19 protein-coding genes and 1 tRNA gene are annotated in these 24,893 nt (G+C 69.9%); 7 read left to right on the plus strand and 13 right to left on the minus strand.

Annotated features, from left to right (window positions below):
• Positions 1–156 precede the first annotated feature (156 nt).
• The 10 genes from LR394_RS31100 to LR394_RS31145 all read right to left on the minus strand — a co-directional run bounded on the left by LR394_RS31100 (position 157) and on the right by LR394_RS31145 (position 11,195).
• Complete coding sequence (locus LR394_RS31100) at positions 157–1,710, minus strand: PQQ-binding-like beta-propeller repeat protein (RefSeq protein WP_231448159.1); 1,554 nt, start codon at positions 1,708–1,710, stop codon at positions 157–159.
• Positions 1,711–1,847: 137 nt separating this feature from the next.
• Positions 1,848–2,783, minus strand: a complete 936-nt coding sequence (locus LR394_RS31105) for a sulfotransferase (RefSeq protein WP_231448160.1) — start codon at positions 2,781–2,783, stop codon at positions 1,848–1,850.
• 180 nt (positions 2,784–2,963) lie between these two features.
• The gene (gene cysN, locus LR394_RS31110) at positions 2,964–4,208 is read right to left on the minus strand and encodes a sulfate adenylyltransferase subunit CysN (RefSeq protein ID WP_231448216.1); all 1,245 of its coding nucleotides are present in this window, start codon (positions 4,206–4,208) and stop codon (positions 2,964–2,966) included.
• A gap of 8 nt (positions 4,209–4,216) precedes the next feature.
• Entirely contained in the window at positions 4,217–5,125 is a 909-nt protein-coding gene (gene cysD / locus LR394_RS31115; protein WP_231448161.1) for a sulfate adenylyltransferase subunit CysD, read from the minus strand.
• A gap of 12 nt (positions 5,126–5,137) precedes the next feature.
• Positions 5,138–5,905, minus strand: a complete 768-nt coding sequence (locus tag LR394_RS31120) for a 3'(2'),5'-bisphosphate nucleotidase CysQ (protein ID WP_231448162.1) — start codon at positions 5,903–5,905, stop codon at positions 5,138–5,140.
• Positions 5,906–5,942: 37 nt separating this feature from the next.
• Entirely contained in the window at positions 5,943–7,472 is a 1,530-nt protein-coding gene (locus LR394_RS31125) for a sugar transferase (protein ID WP_231448164.1), read from the minus strand.
• A gap of 190 nt (positions 7,473–7,662) precedes the next feature.
• Entirely contained in the window at positions 7,663–8,295 is a 633-nt protein-coding gene (pth, locus tag LR394_RS31130; RefSeq protein ID WP_231448166.1) for an aminoacyl-tRNA hydrolase, read from the minus strand.
• Between the two features lie 320 nt (positions 8,296–8,615).
• Complete coding sequence (locus LR394_RS31135) at positions 8,616–9,215, minus strand: 50S ribosomal protein L25/general stress protein Ctc (protein ID WP_231448167.1); 600 nt, start codon at positions 9,213–9,215, stop codon at positions 8,616–8,618.
• Positions 9,216–9,656: 441 nt separating this feature from the next.
• Complete coding sequence (gene glmU, locus LR394_RS31140) at positions 9,657–11,093, minus strand: bifunctional UDP-N-acetylglucosamine diphosphorylase/glucosamine-1-phosphate N-acetyltransferase GlmU (RefSeq protein ID WP_231448168.1); 1,437 nt, start codon at positions 11,091–11,093, stop codon at positions 9,657–9,659.
• 30 nt (positions 11,094–11,123) lie between these two features.
• Positions 11,124–11,195 (minus strand) — tRNA-Gln (locus LR394_RS31145).
• 347 nt (positions 11,196–11,542) lie between these two features.
• Here LR394_RS31145 and LR394_RS31150 point away from each other — a divergent pair.
• The 7 genes from LR394_RS31150 to LR394_RS31180 all read left to right on the plus strand — a co-directional run bounded on the left by LR394_RS31150 (position 11,543) and on the right by LR394_RS31180 (position 18,538).
• The gene (locus tag LR394_RS31150) at positions 11,543–12,535 is read left to right on the plus strand and encodes an acyl-CoA desaturase (RefSeq protein WP_231448169.1); all 993 of its coding nucleotides are present in this window, start codon (positions 11,543–11,545) and stop codon (positions 12,533–12,535) included.
• Between the two features lie 107 nt (positions 12,536–12,642).
• The gene (locus LR394_RS31155; protein ID WP_231448170.1) at positions 12,643–13,356 is read left to right on the plus strand and encodes a TetR/AcrR family transcriptional regulator; all 714 of its coding nucleotides are present in this window, start codon (positions 12,643–12,645) and stop codon (positions 13,354–13,356) included.
• Positions 13,353–13,856: a MarR family winged helix-turn-helix transcriptional regulator gene (locus LR394_RS31160; RefSeq protein ID WP_231448171.1), complete on the plus strand. Its 504-nt coding sequence runs from the start codon at positions 13,353–13,355 to the stop codon at positions 13,854–13,856. Before LR394_RS31155 ends, LR394_RS31160 begins: the two co-directional genes overlap by 4 nt.
• Positions 13,857–14,316: 460 nt before the next feature.
• Positions 14,317–15,084: a DeoR/GlpR family DNA-binding transcription regulator gene (locus tag LR394_RS31165; RefSeq protein ID WP_231448172.1), complete on the plus strand. Its 768-nt coding sequence runs from the start codon at positions 14,317–14,319 to the stop codon at positions 15,082–15,084.
• Between the two features lie 189 nt (positions 15,085–15,273).
• Positions 15,274–16,617 carry an ABC transporter substrate-binding protein gene (locus LR394_RS31170; protein ID WP_269330088.1) on the plus strand — a complete coding sequence of 448 codons (1,344 nt, stop codon included), beginning with the start codon at positions 15,274–15,276 and terminating at the stop codon, positions 16,615–16,617.
• A 41-nt stretch (positions 16,618–16,658) separates the two neighbouring features.
• The gene (locus tag LR394_RS31175; RefSeq protein WP_231448174.1) at positions 16,659–17,654 is read left to right on the plus strand and encodes a carbohydrate ABC transporter permease; all 996 of its coding nucleotides are present in this window, start codon (positions 16,659–16,661) and stop codon (positions 17,652–17,654) included.
• The gene (locus LR394_RS31180) at positions 17,651–18,538 is read left to right on the plus strand and encodes a carbohydrate ABC transporter permease (protein ID WP_231448175.1); all 888 of its coding nucleotides are present in this window, start codon (positions 17,651–17,653) and stop codon (positions 18,536–18,538) included. The genes LR394_RS31175 and LR394_RS31180 overlap by 4 nt, the downstream gene beginning before the upstream one ends.
• Positions 18,539–18,559: 21 nt before the next feature.
• Here LR394_RS31180 and LR394_RS31185 read toward each other — a convergent pair whose 3' ends face one another.
• From LR394_RS31185 to LR394_RS31195, 3 genes are read right to left on the minus strand one after another with little or no spacing between them, the layout of a single operon-like run.
• Positions 18,560–20,374 carry an ABC-F family ATP-binding cassette domain-containing protein gene (locus LR394_RS31185; RefSeq protein WP_231448176.1) on the minus strand — a complete coding sequence of 605 codons (1,815 nt, stop codon included), beginning with the start codon at positions 20,372–20,374 and terminating at the stop codon, positions 18,560–18,562.
• Positions 20,375–20,376: 2 nt separating this feature from the next.
• Entirely contained in the window at positions 20,377–21,324 is a 948-nt protein-coding gene (locus LR394_RS31190; RefSeq protein WP_231448178.1) for a 4-(cytidine 5'-diphospho)-2-C-methyl-D-erythritol kinase, read from the minus strand.
• 55 nt (positions 21,325–21,379) lie between these two features.
• A complete protein-coding gene (locus LR394_RS31195) occupies positions 21,380–24,850 on the minus strand; it encodes an ATP-binding cassette domain-containing protein (protein WP_231448180.1) in 3,471 nt (1,156 codons plus the stop codon).
• Positions 24,851–24,893 lie beyond the last annotated feature (43 nt).

Here is a 24,893-nt window from a genome sequence, read left to right on the forward strand (position 1 = left end):
CATTCCCGAACCCAAGAACAGTGCCGCTGAGCTGCGTCTTTCATCAACTTCAGGACCTCGTCGGTAAATTGCCACCGGCCAGTGGCAATTTACCGACGAGAAGGCCTCCGGATTCCTTAGGCGGGAATTGACGTTTTCCTGGCGGATACCCGCAGTTCACCCACCGACCACGACCGGGACGGAAGCGGGTGACAACGTGGACGAAGCGTTTTCGTCGGCCTGCACCACGTCCACCCGGTAGGTGTGCGTACTGCCCGGGGTAAGCCCGCTGTCGGTCAGCACGACCACCGGCTGCCGCCAGAACAGCACGTGCTGGACCGGCGAAGTGGCCACCGGAGTGCTGGATCCGTCACGGTAGAGCCGTACTCGCAGATCGGTGTTGTCCAGATCGAGTGGCACGGTGACCCGCATCTGCACCGAAGTGCCGCTGGACGAGACCAGGGTGGGCGCCGCCGGCCGAGCCGGTGGGCTGTCCGGCGTCGGGGCGAACCGGGCCAGCCCCACCTGGGCTCGTTTGTTCACCGACGTGAACTGTCCTCCCACCCACAGATTCGTGCCGTCGGTGGTCATCGTGCGCGGCCCGAGACCGCCCACCCCCGCGTTGGTGTTGGGGTACCAGGGCCCGAGGAAACCGTTGTCGAGCCGCTGCGCCAGCAGATGCCGGGAACTGGACTCCGGAACCTGCGGGAAGGCGTCCGGGTCGTTGTAGGCGTTCTGGCGGGCGCAGTCGTGCGCGTGCGAGCCCTTGTAGAGCCAGCCCCGCACCACCTCGACCGACTGGGTACCGCCGAGGCAGGTGTTCTTCCAGATCAGGTTCCCGGAGGAAACCGAGGCCGCGAAGGTTCCGTCGAAGCAGCCCCCGCCGGTACCCTCGGCCCCGAAATAGACCACTCCAGAGGCAATCACCGAATCACGCACCACCGAAGTGCAGCCGTTCGTCACCGGCGGCATGGCCGAACCCGCGGCGAACGGCAGACCAGCGCCGCTCGTTCCGTCGAGAGCACCCACCGCCCGACGCGCCGCACCGGCCAGCGTACTGAAACCGCCTCCGGCGTAGACTTTGCCGCCGTCGGCCGAGGATGACAACGTGTACACGACGCCGTCCGCACCCGGGTTCCAGGGCAGCAGCCCGCCGTCCGCGGCGCGCACCGCTGCCAGCCGCTGCCGTGGAGTGTTGTTCACCCGTCCGAAACTGCCTCCGAACCAGACGGTTCCGGAGGAGGCGGTGATGGCGGTGACGGCTGCCGCGGGCTGTGGAGCGAAAGCCGTGATGCGGTTGCCGGTGGCTGTGCTGAAGGCCACCAGCCGCCCCGCCGGCTGGCCGTCCACCTGGGTGAAGTCACCGCCGACATACAGCACCGACCCGTCCGGCGAGGTGGCGAGGACCCGGGGCCGTACGTTGAAGGTGTGGTTGAACGGAAGCAGCGCTCCGCTGGAGGAATCGAAGGCCGCCAGGTAGCGCCGAGCCGTCTCCTGGGTACCGGCGGCCGCACCCGGAGGACGCACGGAAGTGAACTCTCCGGCGGCGTAGACGGCGCCGTTGGCGTAGGCCAGATCCCACACCGGGGCGTTGGTCTGCCAGGTGCTGGACACCGTTCCGGAATTGACCCCGTCCTGCGAGGCCTGGGCCGGCGGACCGGCGATCACCACCAGCGCCGCCGCAGTCACGGCAGTTCCCACTGATGCCAGTGCTTTTCGGATCATGCTCATTGCGCCTCCCCGTTGGCCGGGCATATGCCCACGGAGTCAGGGTAGGACGGCCCGAGCCCGTTCACCGGGCGAATCGCCCGATTGCCGACGAACGGTCAAAGCCGGGCAAAGCTATTGCTGCACAGGGATTCTGGCGACTACCGACTCAGGCGCCCCAGGACGTCCTCAGTTCCCGATCGCACCTGATCCACCACGGAATCCGGCAGACCCACGGGCTCCCGCAGTTTCGCGGCGCTGTCCATCGGGCGGAACGCCGTGCGCGAGAGCCCGGACCACTGGAACGCGCCGGAGTTGCCGGTGTCGGCGCCGGTGGCCTGCTGCACCGCGGCCCGGGTGGCCTGGTCGTACGTCAGGCCGCAGTCCCGGTAGAGGTTCTCGAAGGCCGGCACCGGCTGCGCGGCCAGGTCCTCGTAACGCCGCAGCAGCACCCGGCCGGCGTCGGCCTGCCCCAGCACGGCCAGGTACACCGCCCGCCAGACCGCGATGATCTGCTCGACCGGATCGCCGGAGCGGGCGGCCCGGCTCAGGCGTTCCCGCTCGGGCTCGAGGTGATCAGCCATCAGCGCGGGCTGGTTGAGCAACTCGGCCGGATCGACCACCCAGCCCAGCTTCTGCCAACTGGCCACCAGAGTGACCGGGTCGCGGACCAGAACCACGACGGTGGCGTCGAACTCGGAGGCCAGCCAGCCCGCCGAGACGCTGGCGTACGGATCGTCGAGCAGCGCCGTGCGCCCGGTGAGCCGGCCCCGGCCGAACTCGGTGCAGTACTTGGCCGCCCGCATCAGATCACCGGCCGAGCGGTTGCGGCGCAGTTCCGGCAGCAGGGAGTAACGCAGGCTCAGGGTGCGCGCGAAGGCGGCGCGCCAGCGGGCCTGGTCGGAGCCGGGGATGTAGTGGAAGTAGTGCTCGACGTCGGCGTTCAGCACCCCCGGGCTGCGGCCGGGCGGACGCGAGGGATTCATCGGCTCGTTGACGTAGACGACCTCGCCGGACAACTGGAGCATCTTGCCCACCCAGCTGGTGCCCGAGCGAGGCATCCCGGTGACGACCACGGGCTTTCGAGCAGTCGCCACCGGGTACCTCCAGGCTTAGGGAGTGTTTTGGAAGTCGCTGCCGTAGCGAGGAGGTGCCCGGTGGTCGTCTGGCAAGCCGTTGGGACGCCCTCGTAGCGGTGTTCTACGTGGGCGTTCCAACGGCGCAGTCCAGGCGGCCACCGGGTGCCCCGCAGTAGGCATGGACTTCCAAAACACGACCTAGTCGGCTGCGGTGATCATGCCCGCACCGACCGTGCGGTTGGTGTTCTCGTCGATCAGGATGAAGCCGCCGGTCTCCCGGTTACGCGCGTACTCGTCGCACAGCAGCGGCTGCGTGGTGCGCAGCCGGACCCGGCCGATGTCGTTGAGCCGCAGTTCCTCGGCCGACGGGTCGCGGTGCAGGGTGTTCACATCGAGCCGGTACTCCAGCTCCTTGACCATCACCCGGGCACTGCGCGAGGTGTGCTTGATCCCGAGCTTGCGGCCCGGGCGCAGCGCGTCCTCGGACATCCAGCAGATCATCGCGTCGATGTTCTGGGCTGCCTTGGGGGCGTTCTGCGGGCGGCAGATCATGTCCCCCCGGGAGATGTCGATCTCGTCGTTCAGCCGGACCGTGACGGCCATCGGCGGGAACGCCTCGGCGACCGGGCCGTCGGCGGTCTCCACCGCGGCCACCGTGCTGGTGAAACCCGAGGGCAGCACCATGATCTCGTCGCCGGCCTTGATCGTGCCGCTGGCCACCGTGCCCGCGTAGCCCCGGTAGTCGGGGTACTGGGCCGACTGCGGGCGGATCACGTACTGCACCGGGAACCGCACGTCGATCAGGTTGCGGTCGCTGGAGACGTGCACGTGCTCCAGGTGGTGCAGCAGCGAAGGCCCTTCGTACCAGGGCATGTTCTCCGAACGGGAGACGATGTTGTCGCCCTTGAGCGCGGAGAGCGGGATCACCGTCAGGTCGGCGACGTTGAGCTTGTCGGCGAACCGGGTGAACTCGTCGTGGATCTGCTCGTAGACCGCCTGCGAGTAGTCCACCAGGTCCATCTTGTTCACCGCGAGCACCAGGTGCGGGACCCGCAGCAGGGTGGCCAGGAAGGCGTGCCGGCGGCTCTGCTCGACCAGGCCCTTACGCGCGTCGACCAGGATGATCGCCAGGTCGGCGGTGGAGGCCCCGGTGACCATGTTCCGGGTGTACTGGATGTGCCCCGGGGTGTCGGCGATGATGAATTTGCGCCGCGGGGTGGCGAAGTAGCGGTAGGCCACGTCGATCGTGATGCCCTGCTCCCGCTCGGCCCGCAGGCCGTCGGTCAGCAGCGCCAGGTTCACGTAGTCGTCGCCCTTGGCCGTGCTCGCCGCCTCGACCGCGCTGAGCTGGTCCTCGAAGATCGACTTCGAGTCGAAGAGCAGGCGGCCGATGAGGGTGCTCTTGCCGTCGTCCACCGAACCCGCGGTGGCGAAGCGCAACATGTCCACTGTCAGAAATACCCTTCGCGCTTGCGGTCTTCCATCGCGGCCTCGCTGAACTTGTCGTCCCCACGAGTGGCCCCGCGCTCGGTGATCCGGGTGGACGCGACCTCGTCGATGATCTTGTCGAGGGTGTCCGCGTCACTGCGTACGGCCGCCGTCAGGCTGGCGTCGCCGACGGTGCGGTAGCGCACGGTCTCGGTGAACACCGTCTCGTTCGACTTGGGCTGGCAGACCTCGTGCACGCCGTAGAGCATCCCGCCCCGGTCGAAAACCTCACGCTGGTGCGCGAAGTAGATCGAGGGCAGGGCGATCTTCTCCTGCTTGACGTACTGCCAGATGTCCAGCTCGGTCCAGTTCGACAGCGGGAAGACCCGGATGTTCTCGCCCATCTGGATCCGGCCGTTGTAGGTGTTCCACAGCTCGGGCCGCTGGTTCTTGGGGTCCCACTGGCCGAACTCGTCGCGGAACGAGAACACCCGCTCCTTGGCCCGGGCCTTGTCCTCGTCCCGCCGGGCGCCACCGAAAGCGGCGGTGAAGCGGTACTTCTCCAGCGCGTCGAGCAGCACCGGGGTCTGGATCCGGTTGCGGGTGCCGTCCGGCGGCTCGCTGACCAGGCCGCGGTCGAGCGCCTCGGGGACGCTGGCGACGATCAGCTGGACGCCCAGCTCGGCCACCCGGCGATCGCGGAAGTCCAGCACTTCCTGGAAGTTGTGGCCGGTGTCCACGTGCATCACCGGGAACGGGATCCGGGCCGGGGCGAACGCCTTCTCCGCCAGGCGCAGCATCACGATCGAGTCCTTCCCACCGCTGAACAGCAGGACAGGTCTCTCGAGCTCGGCCACCACCTCCCGGATGATGTGGATGGACTCGGCCTCCAGCGTCTGCAGCTGGGAGAGCCGGTACTCCGACGTGCTCATCGGGCGATCACCTCAAGAAACTTCGGCGGGCGTGTGGCGGGCAACGGCAGCCAGAATGGTGTCAGCGAACTCTGTGCGACACACAAGCAGGTCCGGCAACTTCGGGTCCGGACGGTTGTACACCAGCGGCGAGCCGTCGATCCGGCTGGTGTGCAGCCCGGCGGCGCGGGCGACCGCGACCGGGGCGGCCGAGTCCCACTCGAACTGGCCACCGGCGTGCAGATAGGCGTCGGCCTCGCCGAGCCAGACGCTGGCGCACTTCACCCCGGCCGAGCCCATCGGCACCAGCTCCGCGCCGAGCTCCTCGGCCACCTGCGTGACGAAGGCCGGCGGGCGGGAGCGGCTGACCGCCAGGCGGATCGGGCCCTCGGCGCGAGCGGGCACCACCGGCGGGTCGTCGGTGCCGTAGGTGACGTCGCGGGCGGGCAGCGCGATGGCGCCCTCGGCGAGCTCACCGGCCTCCCAGAAGGCGACGTGGACGGCCCAGTCGGTGCGCGGGCGCTCGGAGAACTCGCGGGTGCCGTCCAGCGGGTCGATGATCCAGACCCGGCCGGCGGTGAGCCGGGCCGCGGAGTCCGCCGCCTCCTCGCTCAGCACGGCGTCGCCGGGGCGGTGGTAGTCCAGCAGCGAAGAGAGCACAGCCTGGGCGCGGGCGTCACCCTTGTCCTTCAGTTCCTTGCCCTCTGCGTGTCCGGTTCTCACGTCGAGCAGTGCGAGACCGGCCGCATGAGCCAGTGTGCGGGAAAGACGCGCGTCATCCCCACCGGGCCCCATCGTCATTGCAAGTTCCCTTCGCAGCAGCCGAAGCGGCATTGTCTCAGTAAGCGCCGGCTCCTTTGACCACTGCGCGCAGGGTCCGCCAGAGGATCGAGAGGTCCAGGGCGATCGACCAGTTGTCGGTGTAGCGCAGGTCCAGCCGCAGCGACTCCTCCCAGTTCAGGTCGCTGCGCCCGCTCACCTGCCAGAGCCCGGTCAGGCCGGGCCGGACCTTCAGCCGCCGGGCCGCGTCGGCGCTGTAGCCGGCCACCTCCTCGGGCAGCGGCGGACGGGGTCCGACCAGCGACATGTCGCCGCGCACGACGTTCAGCAGCTGCGGCAGCTCGTCCAGCGAGAAGCGGCGCAGCACGGCGCCGAACCGGGTCACCCGAGGATCGCGGCGCAGCTTGAACAGCACCCCGTTGCCGTCGCTGAGGGCCATCAGCGCGGCCCGGCGCCCGTCCGCGTCCACCACCATCGAGCGGAACTTGAGCATGGTGAACTCGCGGCCACCGGCCCCGACCCGGGTCTGCCGGTAGAGCACCGGGCCCGGGCTGGTCAGCTTGACCCCGATCGCGATCGCCGCCAGTACAGGCAGGGCCAGCACGGTCAGCAGGGTGCCGACGATCCGGTCGAAGGCCAGCTTGCCGAGCATCCGCCCGCCGTTGCCGGAGGGCCGTTCCAGGTGCAGCAGAGACAGCCCGGCGATCGGCCGGATCGACAGCCGCGGCCCGGCCACCTCGATGATGCCGGGCGAGACGATCAGCTCGACCCCGCGTTCCTCCAGCGCCCAGGACAGCCGGCGCAGCGCCTGGCCGGACAGGTCCGGGTGCGAGACCACCGCGACCACGTGCGCCCCGGTGTCCTCCACCGCGTCCAGCACCCGGCCCGGGTCGCCGACCACCGGCACGTCCTGCACGTGCGAGACCTCGGCCCCGGCCAGCGGCACGCAGGCACCGACCGGCACCAGGCCGTGCTGCGGCTCGTTGTCCAGTTTCTCGATCACCGAGACCACCACGTCGGCCCGGCCCACCACGAGCACCCGCTGCAGGGCCAGACCGCGCGCCCGCAGCCGGTAGATCCAGGACCGCAACTGCCGGCGCACCAGCAGGGTGAACAGGACCGTGGCCGGGATCGCCAGGAACACGTAGCCGCGCGCCACCTCGCTGCGCAGGCCGTAGGAGACCACCGCGATCGCGCAGAACATCACCAGCCCGCCCTGCAGCACCCGGCGGAACTCCTCGGTGCCGGTGCCCAGGAAACGCCGCTCGTAGCCGCGCTGACCGGCGATGATCAGCACCCACAGCACCGGCAGGGTGAGGCTGAGCTGGAGGTAGGCGCCGGCCGGGGCGCCGAAGCGGGCGAACAGCGCCAGCAGACCGGCCAGCAGCGAGGCCAGGAAGTCCCCGGCCAGGGCGTAGTGCTGGTAGCGGCGCATCAGGGTGTCGGGCTCGACGCTGCCACCCAGACCGACGTGCCGGCCGGTGGCCGAGACCGGCCGGGAACCGCGGGCGAGCGGCGGGGCTGCCGCGATCGGAACCACCTCGTCCAATTGGCGCAGGCTCCTACCGCGGGGCTCCATGACTGCCATTCGCCCTCCCCCTGGACTTAACACTCAATTAAGCTTTCCTTATGGCAGTCAGAGCCTGCCGGGAGGATCCCCGATGATCTGTCCGGCTTGAGTGAATATAGACCGAACGCCGTACTTTCACCTGACAGTTGCCGTCAGTTCACCTGATGTCACCACTTAAAACCGCACGTTCTTCGACGCTCGGTTCACATCAGACACTCTTCGTATTGTAAACGCCCTGAATCCGGGCAAAGTTGGACCGCGCGAGCTCCTCCAGAGCGTCTGCGCCCTCCCCGATCAGCAGCGCCACCTCCTCGCTCTGGGCCCCAGGAAAGTCCTTGAGCACGAAGTCGGCCGCCTCCATCCGACCGGGCGGTCGGCCCACACCCAGCCGCACCCGTCCATAATCTTTACTTCCCGTTGACTTACTGATCGAGCGCAGCCCGTTGTGACCGCCCTCGCCCCCGCCCCATTTCAGCCGCAGGCCGCCGAACGGGATGTCGAGCTCGTCGTGCGCCACGATCAGCCGGTCCGGGGTGAGGCCGAAGAACTTCAGCAGCCCGGCCACCGGCCCGCCCGACTCGTTCATGTAGGTGCTCGGCTTGGCCACGATCATCCGGGCTCCGGGCCGTGCGCCCATCGGGGCCCAACGGCCGTCGTAGACCTGGGCCCGGGCGCGGTGTGTGGTGAACCGCCCACCCATCCGGGCCACCACCTCGTCCGCCACCCGGGCGCCGATGTTGTGCCGGTTGCGGGCGTAACGCTCGCCCGGGTTGCCGAGCCCGACCACCAGCCAGGGCAGGTCACTCTCGACGGTGGTGGGGTCGGGGGTTGCGGCGGGCATCACGGGCTCCGGTCTCGTGGGGTAGAGCAGTTCGAACTAGGGACGCTGTGGGCACGCTGGCGGCTCGGGTCCGGTTCCGCAGCGGGCCGGCTCATGCGCACTCCGCTGAGCTTCACCAGACTTTGCGTAGCATCGCCAGGTTGCGCGCCAGCAAAACCCCAGGTGGACGAGGCATTCCCGGCAACAAACTCTGGTGAAGCGCCGCATTAGCCGGCGGAGCCGGCTGTGGTGGGGCCGAGCCGTGGGGCGGGGGCAGACATGCCTCAGGGCCGGTCCCGCCGACAGCGGAAACGGCCCTGAGGCGAAGAATCAGACCTGGATCAGGCCTCGGCGCCTTCGGCGGCGGGGGCGGCTTCGCCCGCGTCCTCGGCGGAGACGGAGCGGGCGGCGTCGGAGACGACGAGCGCGACGGCCTCGGCGTCACCGGCGAGCGTGGCGCCGGCCGGCAGGGTGATGGCGCCGGCCAGGACCTGGCCGCCGACCTCGAGGCCCTCGATGCTGTGCTCGATGCCGTCCGGGATCTTGGTGGCCTCGACCTCGAGGCTCAGCGAGGTGAGCTCGATCTGGACCAGGCCGCCCGGGGCCGGGTCGCCGGCGAAGTGCAGCGGGACGTCGACGGTGACCTTCTCGCCCTGGCGGACGATCAGCAGGTCGATGTGCTCGATGGTGCCCTTGAGCGGGTGACGCTGCACGTCCTTGGGCAGGGCGAGCTGGCTCTTGCCCTCGATCTCGATGGTCAGCAGGGCGTTCGCGTTGCCCTTGAGCGCGAGCATGGTCGCGTGCCCGGGCAGCGCGACGTGGACCGGGTCGGTGCCGTGCCCGTAGAGCACCGCCGGCACCTGGTGGTCGCGGCGCAGCCGACGCGCAGCGCCCTTGCCGAAGTCGTTACGCGGCGTGGCGCTGAGCTTTACCTCGGACACAACAGTTCTCCTCAATCACGGGGCGCGACCGAGGGGCCACGCGCAGATTCATCTGAACGAACGATATGAAGACGGCTCGCCCGGCGGAGTCACAGGCGCTGTGCGCGTAGTGGTGTCCGCGTCGATCACGGTTGCTCGTGTTGCCCACAACCCTCGCCGAGGTAACCGGACCACTGTACATGACCGGAGCAGGCCGAGATTCGCCCGTACACCCGACCCGACCTAGGCCTTTATGACGATCTTGCCGAAGACCGGGGCCGGGACGGACGAACCGGACGTTGCCGCCGGGCGCCGGAAGGGCGCGCCCGGAAACGGATTCCACGCAGTCGGACCATCCGGGGCCGACCACCGCGTAACCGGCCGCAACCCACCGGGACGAGTACAACGTCCGTTATCGAAGCGAATCCGGCCGCAGTGCCCGGACCGGTCGCAAGCGGCCGGTCAGGCCCCGGGGTCCGCCACCGAGCTCTCGGCCGCGCGGGCCGAAGGAGTGCCTTCTCGGCGCTTGGCCACCCAGCCCTCGCTGTTGTGCTGACGCCCCCGGGCCACCGCCAGCGCCCCGGCGGGCACGTCCTCGGTGATCGTGGAGCCGGCCGCCGTGTAGGCGCCGTCGCCGATCGTGACCGGGGCCACGAGGACGGTGTCGCTGCCCACCCGGGCGTGCGCGCCGACCGTGGTGTGGTGCTTCTTCACCCCGTCGTAGTTGGCGAAGATGGTGGCCGCGCCGATGTTCGCGCCGGCCCCGATGGTGGCGTCGCCGGCGTAGGTGAGGTGCGGCACCTTGGCCCCGGCGCCGATGGTGGCGTTCTTGGTCTCGACGAACGCGCCGATCTTGCCGTCCGGGCCGAGCACGGTGCCCGGGCGCAGGTAGCTGAACGGGCCGACACCCGCGCCGGCCTCGATCCGCGCGCCGACGCAGTGGCTGCGGATCACCGAGGCGCCCTCACCCACCACGCAGGCCGACAGCGTGGAGTCCGGGCCGATGGTGGCGCCGGAGGCGACCGTGGTGCCGGCCAGGAGCTGGCTGCCCGGCTGCAGGGTAACGTCCGAGGCCAGCGCCACGTCTACGTCCACCCAGGTGCTCGCCGGGTCGACCACGGTGACCCCGGCCCGCATGTGGGCGACGAGCAGCCGGCGGTTGAGCTCGGCTCCCAGGGTGGCCAGCTGCACCCGGTCGTTCACGCCCTCGACCTGCCAGAGGTCGGCGGTGGGGACCGCCCGGACCGCCCGGCCGTCGGCGTGGGCGATGCCCAGCACGTCGGTCAGGTACATCTCGTTCTGGTCGTTGTCGGCGGTGATCCGGCCGAGCGCGTCGTTCAGTACGTCCGCGTCGAAGGCGTAGATGCCGGAGTTGATCTCCCGGACGGCCTGCTGCTCGGGCGTGGCGTCGCGCTGCTCGACGATCCCGGTGACGTTGCCCGCGGCATCGCGCAGCACCCGGCCGTAACCGGTCGGGTCGCCCACCTCGGCGGTGAGCACGGTGACGGCGGCCTGCTCGGCCCGGTGGGCGGCGACCAGGGCGGCCAGCGTCTCGCCGGACAGCAGAGGCACATCGGCGTAGGTCACCACGACCACGCCCTTCAGCGGACCGAGGGCGCGCAGGCCGGCGGCCACCGCACTGCCGGTGCCGGGGACCTCGTCCTGATCGGCGATCACGGCCTCGGGGGCGATCTGGGCGACGTGCCCGGCGACCAGCTCGCGCTGGTGGCGGACCACGACCGCGAGGTGCTCGGGGCGCAGACTCCAGGCGGCGGCGAGGGCGTGCCCGACCAGCGAGCGGCCCGCGATCGGGTGCAGCACCTTGGGGGTCCGCGAGCGCATCCGTTTGCCCTCACCAGCGGCCAGGACGATGACGGCGGCCGGCTGATCTGTACTCACGGACGAACCTTCCGATGCGCTGACCTGACGCTCCCCCCACCTGATTCGAACAGGTATCTCAAGGCTCCAAAGGCCTGTGTGTTGCCGTTACACCAGGGGGGAAGGCCGCCCGCGGACCGCTAGGACCGGTGGGGGCCGGGACCAGTCTGCCAAGTCCGGGGCCTTCTCGTCGCATCGGTATCGGGCGAAGTCGCGAACGTTGCCCGAATCGTTGCCCGAATCACCGCCCGGACCGCTCCCGGCCGAAGGGGTCCCGGGTGAGCCGGGCGAGGGCAGAACTTCACCTCGCAGCCCCTGCCCACCTGGCGGATCTCGGGTTACGCTTTCGTAAGTTACGGATCGTAGGTTGCCCGTCGCGGGGCGCTGTGCGTTGCGGGCAAGCAGAGTCCGGCGGTGCAGATCAGCTACTCCGACGTGTGCGCAGCCTTCCCGGCAGATGGGATCCCACCGTGAGTTCACCGGCAGCCGCCGCGCCCGTACCCAGCACTCCCGATGCACCCGGCCCGACCCGGACGAGTCAGCCCCGGGGCCCGGTCCGGGGTGAGCCGCACGTCGACCCGAACCCCAAACGGCGCGGGGAGCAGACCGCGCTGTTCATCTTCATCGCGGTGCCGTTCGTGGCCCTGCTGGCCGCGATTCCGATGGCCTGGGGCCGGGTGCTGAACTGGCACGACCTGGTGATCGCGTTCGTCCTCTACCTGATCTCCGGCCTCGGCATCACGGTCGGCTTCCACCGTTTCTTCACCCACGGCGCGTTCCGGGCCAACCGCCCGCTGACCATCGCCCTGGCCGTGGCCGGCTCGCTGGCGGTCGAGGGGCCGGTGCTGCGCTGGGTGGCCGACCACCGCCGGCACCACGCGTTCAGCGACCGCGAGGGCGACCCGCACTCCCCCTGGCGCTACGGCGAGACGGTGCCGGCCTTGCTCAAGGGCCTCTGGTACGCCCACATGGGCTGGCTGTTCGACCCGGAGAACACCAACCCCCGGCGCTACGCCCCCGACCTGATGCGGGACAAGGGTGTGATGTTCGTGTCGCGCTCGTTCGGCCCGCTGGTGATCGTCTCACTCGGCCTGCCCGCGCTGCTCGGCCTCGCGATCACCGGGGCCTGGCAGGGCGCGGCCACCGCCTTCTTCTGGGGCTCGCTGGTGCGCATCGGCCTGCTGCACCACGTCACCTGGTCGATCAACTCGATCTGCCACGCGCTGGGTGAGCGGCCGTTCAAGAGCCGCGACCGCTCCGGCAACGTCTGGTGGCTGGCCCTGCTGTCGTTCGGCGAGTCCTGGCACAACCTGCACCACGCCGACCCGACCTGCGCCCGGCACGGGGTGCTGCGCGGCCAGATCGACTCCAGCGCCCGGGTGATCTGGTTCTTCGAGAAACTCGGCTGGGCCACCCACGTGCGCTGGCCGGACACCACCCGGCTGGCTGCCCGCCGAGCCTGAGCCGGGTCCGGAGCGGGCCCGAGCCGACCCCTGCGTACACCCCCTGCGCCGACCCGGGCGCAGGACCGTCTTCCACACCGATCGTGTGAGTTGGGCATGATAGCTGCGTGAGTACAGGCCACCAGTCCCCGACGCCCGACCGTCCGCGCGCGTCCAGGAGTGTCGGCCGATCCCGGATGACCGGGGCCCAGCGACGCGAGCAGCTGCTGGAGATCGGCCGGGGCCTGTTCGCCGCCAAGGGCTTCGAGGGCACCAGCGTGGAGGAGATCGCGGCCACCGCCGGGGTCTCCAAACCCGTGGTGTACGAGCACTTCGGCGGCAAGGACGGGCTGTACGCGGTGGTCGTCGAGGTGGAGACGCGCAAGCTGCTCGAGGCGATGACCGCGGCGCTGACCAAGCCCAACCATCCGCGCCGGGTGCTCGAGATCGCCGCGATGACGCTGCTGGACTACATCGAGGCGGAGACCGACGGCTTCCGGATCCTGGTGCGCGACTCGCCGATCAGCGAGCCCCGCGGCGGCTTCTCCAGCCTGCTCAGCGATGTCGCCACGCACGTGGAGTACATCCTGGCCGAGCAGTTCGCCGACCGCGGGTTCGACTCCCAGACCGCCCCGCTGTACGCCCAGATGCTGGTCGGCATGGTGGCCTTCACCGGTCAGTTCTGGCTCGACCACCGCAAGCCGGACAAGGCCATGGTGGCCGCCCACATCGTGAACCTGGCCTGGAACGGGCTGACCGGGCTGGAGTCCACCCCGGGCCTGCGTGAGGAGCGGGCCGGGCGGGCCGAGTACCGGACCGCGGCCAAGGCGCTCGACGAGTGAGCGGACAGACCGTCGACGAGGTCGACCGGATCGTCGCGGCCTGGCGGCGCGAGCGGCCCGACCTGGATGTCGCTCCGCTGGAGGTGCTTTCGCGGGTCAGCCGGCTGGCCCGGTTGCTGGACAAGGCCCGTTCGGCCGCGTTCGCCCGGCACGAGCTCGAGACCTGGGAGTTCGACGTGCTTTCCGCGTTGCGCCGCAGCGGGGATCCGTACCAGCTCTCCCCCGGCCAGCTGGTCGGCCTGACCATGGTCACCAGCGGCACGATGACCAACCGGATCGACCGGCTGGCCTCGCGCGGCCTGGTTCGCCGGCTGCCCGACCCGAGCGACGGGCGTGGGGTGATGGTCCGGCTGGAGGCGGGCGGCCGGGCGGTGGCCGACGCGGCGCTGGCCGACCTGCTCGAGGTGGAGCGCTCGGTGCTGGCCGCCCTGGACCCGGGCGAACACGACGACCTCTCCCGGCTGCTGCGCGACCTGCTCACCGCCTTCGAGGCGAGCTGAGCGCCACCACCCCGGCCACCGACGTCCGCAAGCTCTCGAAGCGCCACCCAGCCACCGCGTCCTCCAGCGGTTGAGGCGCCACTCAGCCACAGCGTCCAGCAAGCGGTTGAGGCGCCAGCCAGCCACAGCGTCCAGCAAGCGGTTGAGGCGCCAGCCAGCCACAGCGTCCAGCAAGCGGTTGAGGCGCCAGCCAGCCACGGCGTCCGTAAAAAGTTCCCGAAGGCCCACCTTCCAAGGTCACTCGACCCTGCCGTCCGGCCGCGCGACCGAGGACCGTTCCCACAGGTCCACTTAGCCACGAAAACGGACAATCACGACCCGTTCGGGCGCCCGGACGTGTCCGTTTGGCTCAAGATGCTGCCCGTTTTCCCGCACCCCCTTGTGGAGTTGCTGTGCCTGAGGTTTACATCACAGACACATGCTCCGGGCCGGTTCGGCCACGGACGGGCGGAGGCGGGCAATGGAGCTCTATGCCTATGAACGACGGCGCTGGCTGGTCGATCAGGCACGGCAGGTGGGACGGATCGATGTTGCGGAAGTGGCCCGTGAGCTCACGGTGGCCAAGGAGACGGTGCGCCGCGACCTGACGGCCCTGGAGGCCGAGGGACTGCTGCGGCGGGTGCACGGCGGGGCGATCCCGGTGGAACGCCTCGGCTTCGAGGGAACGCTGGCGCTGCGCAACACTTCTCGCACCGACGAGAAGGGCCGGATCGCCGATCACGCGATCGGCCTGGTCGGCACCGCGGAGTCGATCTACATCGACGAGGGCTCGACCACCCAGGCGTTCGCGGAACGGCTCACCCCGCGCCGGCCGCTCACCGTGGTCACCAACTCGCTGCCGATCGCGCTGGTGATGGCCCCGCGCGAGGCGGTCTCGGTGGTGCTGATCGGCGGGCGGGTCCGCGGCAAGACGCTGGGCACGATCGACCACTGGGCGCTGCGGATGCTCGAGGACTTCGTCTTCGACCTGAGCATCCTGGGCGCCAACGGGCTCACCCTGGAACGCGGCGCGACCTGCCCGGATGCGGCCGTGGCGGCGGTCAAGGCGCGGGCGGTGGGCTCCAGCCGGCGAACCGTGCTGCTCACCGATTCCTCAAAGCTTGGCTCAGATTCCTCGTACCGGTTTGCGCAGGCCCGTGACTTTTCGACTATCGTCACCGACCGCTCGGCCAACGAAGGTCAGATCCGGCGCCTGCGCGCCATCGGGATAGAGGCGGTGATGGTGTGAGGCCGGCCGGATCGATCGGGTCAAGCCCGTTCATACTTCGCGTTCCTTCGTCGGCAGCCAGTTCTGACAACCTTGTCATCACCTTAGGTAATTAATACTCAACTTTCTGTAGTCGAAGCAGCAGTTGGTCCCGCACAAGTCGAGGAGGATTTCGTGACCAGGACGAAGAACAACTGGCGGATCGGTCTGATGGCAGGAGCCATCACGACCGCTCTGGTCACCACCGCGTGCGCAGGCGCAGGCGGTGGTGGAGCCGGCGGGGGTGGCGACTCGGACGAGGAGTCGATCAATGTCCTGATGGTGGGCAACCCTCAGATGGTCGACATTCAGGAACTCACCGCCGACACCTTCACCAAGGACACCGGCATCAAGGTGAACTACACCGTGCTGCCCGAGAACCAGCTGCGTGACAAGGTCACCCAGGACGTGGCCAGCCAGGCCGGGCAGTACGACATCGCCAGCGTCGGCGCCTACGAGACGGCGCTGTGGCAGAAGAACGGCTGGCTGCACGAGATGAGCTCGTTCGCCGACGCCGACTCGACCTACGACAGTGCCGACCTGCTCGCCCCGGTGGCCGACAGCCTCAAGGGCGAGGACGGCAAGCTCTACGCCCTGCCGTTCTACGGCGAGTCCTCCTTCCTGATGTACCGCAAGGACATCTTCGAGAAGGAAGGGCTGAAGATGCCGGACAAGCCCACCTGGGACGAGGTGGCGAAACTGGCCGCCGAGGTGGACGGCGCCGAGCCCGGGATGAAGGGCATCTGCCTGCGCGGCCTGCCCGGCTGGGGCGAGATGTTCGCCCCGCTCACCACCGTGGTGAACACCTTCGGGGGCACCTGGTTCACCCAGGACTGGCAGGCCCAGGTGAACTCGCCCGAGTTCACCGAGGCGGTCGACTTCTACGTGAAGCTGATCCGCGAGCACGGCGAGGAGGGCGCGGCCTCGGCCGGCTTCACCGAGTGCCTGAACGCGATGAGCCAGAGCAAGGTCGCCATGTGGTACGACGCCACCTCGGCCGCCGGCTCGCTGGAGAACCCGGAGAGCAGCAAGGTGGTCGGCAAGGTCGGCTACGCCTACGCCCCGGTCAAGGAGACCGAGTACAGCGGCTGGCTCTGGTCGTGGAACTGGGTGATGCCCAAGACCACCAAGAAGACCGACGCCGCCTCGAAGTTCGCGCTCTGGGCGACCAGCAAGGAGTACGAGAAGACGGTCGGCGAGAAGCTGGGCTGGAGCCGGGTTCCCTCCGGCAAGCGGGCCAGCACCTACGAACTGGCCGAGTACAAGGAGGCTTCCGGCGACTTCGGGGCGCTGACCCTGGAGTCGATCCAGAACACCGACCCGACCAACCCGGGTGTCCAGCCCCGCCCGACGGTCGGCGTGCAGTACGTGACCATCCCGGAGTTCCAGGACCTGGGCACCAAGGTCTCGCAGTCGATCAGCGCCGCGCTGACCGGCAGCGGCACCGTGAAGGAAGCGCTCGACTCGGGCCAGAAGGAAGCCGAAGAGGTCGCGAAGAACTACCAGGGCAAGTAGTCAGCCGAATCCCCCGTCGTCTCGAACCCTGAGGAGTGGCAATGTCTACCGTTGCCGATACACGTCAGGATGAGAACGCGGCCCCACCGGCACGCCGGGCCACCGGGACCTCTGCGAGGTCCCGGTGGATCCGGCGCGCTCCGCTGCTGCCGGCCCTCATCTTCACGATCGTCATCACCCAGATCCCGTTCCTGGTCACGCTGGTCATCTCGTCGCTGCACTGGAGCGCGCTGAATCCCGGCGACAAGAACTTCCTCGGTCTGGGCAACTACAACGAGTTCGTCGGCCTGGACAACTACGTCACGGTCTTCACCGACGGCCGGCTGCGCAGCGCGGTGTTCAACACGGTCACCCTGACCGTCGGCACCGTGGGCCTGAGCCTGCTGCTCGGCCTGGGCCTGGCCATCCTGCTGGACCGCAAGTTCCCCGGCCGCGGGCTGGCCCGCACCCTGCTGATCGCGCCCTTCCTGATCATGCCGGTGGCCTCGGCGCTGCTGTGGAAGCACGCCATCTACAACCCGTCGTACGGTCTGATCAACGGCGTCCTGAACTGGGTCTGGCAGCTCTTCGGGGCCGACCAGGGCCCGACCATCGACTTCGTGTCCAACTACCCGATGCCCGCGGTGATCATGGCGCTGGTCTGGCAGTGGACCCCGTTCATGATGCTGATCCTGCTGGCCGGCCTGCAGGCCCAGCCGACCGACATCCTCGAGGCGGCCCGGGTCGACGGCGCCTCCAGCGTCAAGATCTTCCGCTACATCACCCTGCCGCACCTGCGGCAGTACCTGGAACTGGCCACCCTGCTCGGGGCGATCTACATCGTCCAGCACATCGATGCGGTCTTCTCGATCACCCAGGGCGGACCGGGCAGTGCGACCACCAACCTGCCCTACGAGATCTACCTGACCACCTTCCGTAAGTTCGAGTACGGCGAGGCGGCGGCGGCCGGCGTGGTCACCGTGATCGGCACGATGATCGTGGCCACCTTCGCGCTGCGGGTGGTCAGCTCGCTCTTCCGAGAGGAGCAAGGCCGATGAGCACTTCGACCCTGGAGAAGCGGGGCACGTTCCTCAACCGGCGCAAGAAGGACAGCCGCGGTGAGGGCGACATCGCCGAGAAGGGTGGTCCGGTCTGGACCATCGTCGCCTGGGTGGCCACGCTGCTGTTCTTCGCCCCGGTGGCCTGGATGGTGCTCACCTCGCTGCACACCGAGGCGGACGCGGCCACCAACCCGCCGACGCTGTTCTCCGGCATCACCTTCGAGAACTACGGCGCGCTGTTTGACCGGGGCGTCGGGCCGTACCTGATCAACTCGGCGATGGCCAGCATCGTCTCGACCCTGCTGGTGCTGGCGCTGTCGATCCCGGCCGCGTACGCCCTGTCGATCCGTCCGGTGGAGAAGTGGACGGACGTGATGTTCTTCTTCCTCTCCACCAAGTTCCTGCCCGCGATCGCCGCCCTGCTGCCGATCTACCTGCTGGTCAAGCGGGTCGGGATGCTGGACAACATCTGGGTGCTGGTGATCCTCTACACCGCGATGAACCTGCCGATCGCGGTCTGGATGATGCAGTCGTTCCTGGCCGAGGTGCCCAAGGAGATCCTCGAGGCCGCCTCGGTCGACGGGGCCGGGGTGCTGCGCTCGCTGTGGAGCATCGTGGTCCCGATGGCCACCCCCGGCATCGCGGCCACCAGCCTGATCTGTTTCATCTTCAGCTGGAACGAGTTCCTGTTCGCGGTGAACCTGACCGCGACCATCTCGTCCACCTCACCGGTGTTCCTGGTCGGCTTCATCAGCAGCCAGGGCCTGTTCCTGGCCAAGCTCTGCGCGGCGGCCACGTTGGTCTCGCTGCCGGTGCTGATCGCCGGGTTCGCGGCTCAGGACAAGCTGGTCCGCGGCCTCTCGCTGGGCGCGGTCAAGTAGGGGTCTCGCCGGAACCGCTGGTCAGCCAGCGGTTTCGGCGGCCTCCAGCCACTCTTCCTCGAGGGCTTCCTTCTCGGCCGTGATCTGGCGCAGTTCGGCGTCGAGCTTGGCCACCGCGGTGTGATCGGTCGCCTTCTCGGCCATCTGCGCGTGCAGTTTCTCTTCCCGGGAGCCGAGTTTCGCGATCTGGCGCTCCAGCCGGGCCATCTCCTTGCGGGCGGCGCGGGCGTCGGCGGCGCTGGTCTCCTTAGGGGCCACAACTGTAGACGCCGTTGAGGACGCGGTCTCTTCCTGGCGGGCCCGTAGGGTGAGGTACTCCTCCACTCCACCAGGCAGGTCACGGATCTGCCGGTCGCCCAGCAGGGCCACCTGGCGGTCGCACAACCGCTCCAGCAGGTACCGGTCGTGGGAGACCACGATCAGCGTGCCGGGCCACTCGTCCAGCGTGTCCTCGATCGCCGCGAGCGTGTCGGTGTCCAGGTCGTTCGTCGGCTCGTCGAGCAGCAGCACGTTCGGCTCGCCCATCAGCAGGCGCAGCAGCTGCAGCCGGCGCCGCTCGCCACCGGACAGATCGCCCACCCGGGTCCAGATCTTGTCCTTGGTGAAGCCCAGGCGCTCCAGCAGCTGGCCCGCGGTGACGTCCTTGTTGCCGATCCGCACGGTGCCGCGGACCTTCTCGACCGCCTCCTGCACCTTCTGGTCGGCGACGGCGTCCAGCTCGCGCACGTCCTGGCTGAGGATCACGGCCTGAACCGTCTTGCCCCGCTTGACCTTTCCGGAGGCCGGGACCGGGGCGTCCGGACCACCCAGCATCATCCGCATCAGCGTGGTCTTGCCGGAGCCGTTGACCCCGACGATGCCGATCCGGTCACCCGGGCCCAGCCGCCAGGTGACGTGCTCCAGAAGGGTTTTCGCCTCGTCGCCGGAACCGACCGTGACGGTGACGTCCTCCAGGTCGATGACGTCCTTGCCGAGCCGGGCGGTGGCCATCTTGGCCAGGTTCATCTGGTCGCGCGGGGGCGGCTCGTCGGCGATCAGGCTCTCGGCCGCGTCGATCCGGAACCGGGGCTTGCTGGTCCGCGCCGGGGCGCCGCGCTGCAGCCAGGCAAGTTCCTTGCGCAAGGTGTTCTGGCGCCGTTCCTCGGTCACCGCAGCCACCCGGGCCCGTTCGGCGCGAGTCAGCGTGTAGGCCGCGTAACCGCCGTCGTAGCTGTCCACGACCCCGTCGTGAACCTCCCAGATCCGGCCGCAGACCGCGTCCAGGAACCAGCGGTCGTGGGTGACCACCAGCAGGCCGCCGCGACCGGCGGGCCAGCGCTGGTTCAGGTGGCGGGCCAGCCAGGCCACGCCCTCCACGTCCAGATGGTTGGTGGGCTCGTCGAGCATCACCAGGTCGTGCTCACCGATCAGCAGCGCGGCCAGGCCGACCCGGCGCCGCTGCCCGCCGGAGAGCCGGCCGAACTTCGCGTCCAGCCCGCCGACCAGCGGGGCCTCGAGTCCGCCGAGCAGACCGCCGAGCACGTCGCGCACCCGGGCATCGCCGGCCCACTCGTGCGCCTCCAGGGTGCCCATGACCGCCTGCCGCACGGTCATTTCCGGATCGAGGCGGTCTTCCTGCCAGAGCGCGCCGAGGCGCACGTCGCGGCCCATCGTGACCCGGCCACCGTCCGGCTCCTGCTGACGGGCGAGCACCCGCAGCAGGGTGGACTTGCCCTCGCCGTTACGGCCGACCACACCGATCCGGTCCCCGTCGTCGAGACCGAGAGAGACCGCGTCCAAAAGCGTCCGGGACCCGTGCACCACCGTGACGGATTCCGCGTTGAGAAGGTGAGCCACCGTTATCCACGTATCGATTCGACAAGCCGGGCGCCGGGAACCGGGCCGGTGGCGCGGCGGACATCGACCGCTGCGCCGGAGGCGGTCAGGGCGACCGCGAGATCAAGGGCCTGGCTGGAGTCGCGGGCCAGGAACACCGTGGTCGGGCCGGATCCGGAGACGATGCCTCCGAGCGCACCGACCTTACGGCCGATCTCCAGGGCCTTCTCCAGGTGCGGGGCCAGCGCCAGCGCGGCGGGCTGGAGTTCGTTGTGCAGCGTGCGGCCCAGGCCCTCGGCGTCACCGGCCCGCAGCGCGGCCATCAGCTCGTCGTCGATCTCGGGCACCGGCGTGGGCTGAGCCACCTCGCCGGCCGCGCGCATCGCGTCGATCTTGCCGTAGACGCCGGGGGTGGAAAGACCGTGATCGGCCAGCGCGATCACCCAGGTGTACTCGCCGCGGGCCAGCACCGGGGTGAGCACCTCGCCCCGGCCACCGCCGATCGCGGTGCCCCCGAGCAGCGAGAACGGCACGTCCGAACCCAGCTGGGCGGCCAGCTCGTGCAGCGTCTCGCGGTCCAGCCCGGCGTGCCAGAGCGCGTCGCAGGCCACCAGGGCGGCGGCCGCATCGGCAGAGCCCCCGGCCATGCCCCCGGCCACCGGGATGCCCTTGCGCAGCTCGAAGGCCACGTCGGCGGACTCCAGGCCGATGTGCGCGGCCAGCAGCTCGGCGGCCTTGACGGCCAGGTTGGAGCTGTCGGTGGGCACCTCGTCGGCCTGGATGCCGTCCACCGTGATGCTGACCCCGGCGCCGGGCGCGGTGGCCCGGGCGGTGAGGTCGTCGAACAGGGCCACCGCATGGAACACGGTGGCCAGCTCGTGATAGCCGTCTTCCCGGACCGGGCCCACCCGCAGCTCAAGATTGATCTTGGCGGGCGCGCGCACGATCACCGCTTCCGTCGTCGCCGCCATGCCCGCCACTCTATTCGAGCTTGGCCGGGCTGCTTCACTCAGCCCGCCCGCGCGCTCACCCGGCCAGGTGCCCCCACTCGTCCTCCAGTTCCACCCAGCGCCCCTGGGCCACCGAACGACCGTTCACCATCACGACCACCTGGTCCGCCCGTTCCAGCGCAGCCCGCTTGGACGTGGAGCCGACCACCGTGACCCCGTGCTCGCGCAGCGCCTGCCACAGGTCCAGCTCGGTGGCCACGTCCAGCGCCGAGGACACGTCGTCGGCCACCAGCAGCTCGGTCCGCGGGGCCAGGGCGCGGGCCAGCGCCAGCCGCTGCAGCTGACCACCGGACAACCGGGTGCCCTTGTGCCCGATCATCATGCTCAGCCCCGCTCCGGACTCGACCAGGTCGCGCTCCAGCTGGGCCGTGGCCACCGCGCTGTGCACCTCCACGTTGTGCCCGAGCGCGATGTTGTCGGCGATCGAGCCGGACAGCACCCGCGGTACCTGCCCCACGTAGCCCACCTGGTTCGGCCGCAGGAACCGCTCCGGCGCGGTCACCTCCGAGCCGTTCCAGGCCAGTGAGCCGGTGTGGTGCACGATCCCGGCCAGCGCCCGCAGCAGCGAGGACTTACCCGCGCCGACCGGCCCGACGACCAGCACCAGCTCGCCCTGGCGCACGGTCAGGTCCACGTCCCGGGCCCCGACGATCCCGTCCTCGTGCACCGCGCTGAACCGGGACAGCCGCAGCTCGCGCAGCGGCTCCCGGTCCGGCAGCACCGGGCTGGGCGCGGTGCCGGTGGTGATGTCCAGGTCCGGCACCGGGCGGGAGTAGTTCAGCTCGCCGATCATCGCGTGGGTGCGGGTGCTCCAGACCCGGGCCGAGGGCAGCTGCGAGACGAACGAGGCGGTGGTCCAGGCGAACCAGCGGGCCGAGCCCAGGGTGGAGACCGCGATCAGCACCCCGGCCGTGGTCAGGGTGCCCTGCAGGAACAGCGCCCAGGCCCCGATCGGGAGCAGGCCGGTGGTCAGCGCCGGGGTGGAACGCGACCAGACCTGGATCATGATCTCCTCGCGCTGGCGGTCGCTGCGGGTGCGGTCCAGCCGGGCCAGGTGGTTCAGCACCGAACCGGTGGCACCGCTGAGCTTCACCGTGCGGGCCGCCGACAGCGAGGAGACCAGCGAGGTGGCGAAGGCCGCGCGGGCCTTCACCGTGCGGTCGGCCGCCTTCTCCAGCTTCGGCCCGAACAAGGTGGCCGCCAGGCCGGAGAGCACCATCGTGGCCAGGAAGAACAGGGCCGGCACGATCGAGCCGGAGATCGCCGTCATCCCGGCCATCACCAGGATCGCGACCAGGTTGTCGATCATGTTGTCGGCCAGCTGCACCACCCGCTCGGTGTCGCCGGACTGGGCGATCACCGCGGCCGGGGTGTGGTTGCTGACCCGGCGTTCCCCGGTCTGGGCGTGGGTCAGCCGGGCGCTGATCCGCAGCATCTGGCGCACCCACCACTCCGGGAACCAGCGGTCCGGGAACCAGGGCAACGGCGCGGTGACCAGCAGGGCGGCGACGATGCCGACGGCCGGCCAGAACGCCTCACCGGTGCCGTCGATCAGCTGGGCCCACAGCGCCGGCAGCACCGAGCCGTCCAGGCCGAGCAGCAGCATCACCAGGAACACGCCGCAGGCCGCCAGGCCGTAGCGCGGGTCGTTCACCAACAGGGTCATGATCTCGCGGACGGCCGAGCCCTTGACCGGCTCGGCGACCGAGGGCGGCTGAGTCCGGGCCGGAGCCTCGGCCACGATCGGCGCCGGAGGATCCGCCAGGAGCACCCCGGATCGCTGCTCGGGCAGGTGGCTGCCGACCTGGGCCAGCGCCGGGGCCCGCCGCTGACCGGTCGCGGCCAGCTTGGCGTAGCGCTCGGACTGGGCCAGCGGGCCGGCCTCCACCACGCGCCCGCTCTCCAGCACCACCACCTCGTCGCAGTCGGCCACCGAGGACAGCCGGTGCGCGATCACGATGCCGATCCGGCCCGCCAGCAGCCGGGCGCTGGCCCGCTGCACCTGCAGTTCGGTGACCGGGTCCATCCGGGCGGTGGCCTCGTCCAGGATCACCAGGTGCGGGTCGCGCACCAGGATCCGGCCGAACGCCACCAGCTGCTCCTGACCGGCGCTGAGCACGTAACCCTCGTCGCCCAGCCGGGTGTTCAGGCCGTCCGGCAGCCCGGCCACCCAGGACTCCAGACCGAGTTCGGCCATCACCCGCCCGGCCGAACCGGTCAGCTCCGGGTCGAACAACGCGATGTTCTCGGCCAGGGTGCCGGCCAGGATCTCGGTGCGCTGCGGCACCACCGCCACCCAGCGCCGCAACTGCTCGAGGTCGATCTCGGTCAGGTCGGTACCGGCCAGGTACACCGTGCCCGGGGGGACGTCGACCGAGCGGGTCAGAAGCTTGGTCAGGGTGGACTTGCCGGAACCGGTGCGCCCGATCAGCGCGTAGGAGCGCCCGGGCACGAAAGTCAGTGAGACGTCGTGCAGCACCGCCCCGCGCTCCGACTCACCGGGGTAGGCGAAAGTCAGGTTCCGAAGGTGCAGTTCGCCGTCCGCCGGAGCCTTGCCCCCTTCCGGCTCGACCGCCGAGGCGGCCAGCTGCTGCACCCGCCCCCACGCGCCCAGAGCCTGCTGCAGGTGCGGCACCATCCGGCTGATGTGGTCCACGGTGGCGCCGAAAGCCAGTACCAGCAGCCAGATCGAGGTGAGCCGGGCGGCGTCGATCTGACCGGCGTTCAGGGCCCAGACCCCGGCCACCACCACGACCGAGATGGAGACCCGGACGATGACCGACGCGACGACCGCCAGTTTCGCGCTCAGCCGCCAGACCACCCGGCCACGGGCCAGCACCCGGCTCGCCCGGTCGGCGTAAAGCCGCAGCACGTAAGGGCGGCCCAGGGTGGTCCGGACGTCGTCCTGACCGTGGATCGACTCCTCCATCACGGCCGCCAGATCGGACCAGGCCTCTTCCTCGTGCATCCGGGCCGGGTTGATCCGCTGGATCGGCCGGGCCAGGACCACCACCATGAAGACGACCACCAGGATCATCCCCAGCCCGGCCGGCCACCAGACGAAAAGCGCGGTGACGATGGAGAGCAGGGCCACCGCGGTGTACTGGAACATCCGCAGGCCGCTGTTACGCAGCTCGCTGGCCACCTGGTAGATGTCGCCGTCGATCCGGTCCAGCAGCTCCCCGACCGGCGTGCCCTCCAGCGTCTGCAGAGGCTGGGCGAAGGCCACCTGGCACAGCCGGCGGCGCAGATCGGCCGACCAGTCGGCGGTCAGCCGGGCGGCCACCATGTTGACGGCCAGATCGCCCACCACGTAAAGCGTCAGGCCGATCGCCAGCAGGGCGAACATCACCCAGGAGCGCTCCACCAGGACCGGTCCGGCCAGCGCGGCCGCCACGGCCTGCCCGGCCCCGCCGAACACCACCAGCGCAACCACGAAGGCGCATTGTCGGGGCGAGGTCTGCCAGAGATCTCGGAGCAGGCGCATGGCAGGAGGATCCTTCGGGAGGCTGGGGGCGGCCTCCCTACAT

The organism is Kineosporia babensis, from assembly GCF_021129305.1.
GTDB lineage: Bacteria > Actinomycetota > Actinomycetes > Actinomycetales > Kineosporiaceae > Kineosporia > Kineosporia babensis.

Bases quoted from the DNA above. Each gene is read 5' to 3' on its own strand.
- LR394_RS31175 (WP_231448174.1), top strand. From the start codon at position 16,659: ATGTCTACCGTTGCCGATACACGTCAGGATGAGAACGCGGCCCCACCG.
- LR394_RS31120 (WP_231448162.1), bottom strand. From the start codon at position 5,905: ATGACGATGGGGCCCGGTGGGGATGACGCGCGTCTTTCCCGCACACTG.
- LR394_RS31170 (WP_269330088.1), top strand. From the start codon at position 15,274: ATGGCAGGAGCCATCACGACCGCTCTGGTCACCACCGCGTGCGCAGGC.
- pth (WP_231448166.1), bottom strand. From the start codon at position 8,295: ATGCCCGCCGCAACCCCCGACCCCACCACCGTCGAGAGTGACCTGCCC.
- LR394_RS31165 (WP_231448172.1), top strand. From the start codon at position 14,317: ATGGAGCTCTATGCCTATGAACGACGGCGCTGGCTGGTCGATCAGGCA.
- cysD (WP_231448161.1), bottom strand. From the start codon at position 5,125: ATGAGCACGTCGGAGTACCGGCTCTCCCAGCTGCAGACGCTGGAGGCC.
- LR394_RS31195 (WP_231448180.1), bottom strand. From the start codon at position 24,850: ATGCGCCTGCTCCGAGATCTCTGGCAGACCTCGCCCCGACAATGCGCC.
- cysN (WP_231448216.1), bottom strand. From the start codon at position 4,208: ATGTTGCGCTTCGCCACCGCGGGTTCGGTGGACGACGGCAAGAGCACC.
- LR394_RS31180 (WP_231448175.1), top strand. From the start codon at position 17,651: ATGAGCACTTCGACCCTGGAGAAGCGGGGCACGTTCCTCAACCGGCGC.
- LR394_RS31125 (WP_231448164.1), bottom strand. From the start codon at position 7,472: ATGGCAGTCATGGAGCCCCGCGGTAGGAGCCTGCGCCAATTGGACGAG.
- LR394_RS31100 (WP_231448159.1), bottom strand. From the start codon at position 1,710: ATGAGCATGATCCGAAAAGCACTGGCATCAGTGGGAACTGCCGTGACT.
- LR394_RS31190 (WP_231448178.1), bottom strand. From the start codon at position 21,324: ATGGCGGCGACGACGGAAGCGGTGATCGTGCGCGCGCCCGCCAAGATC.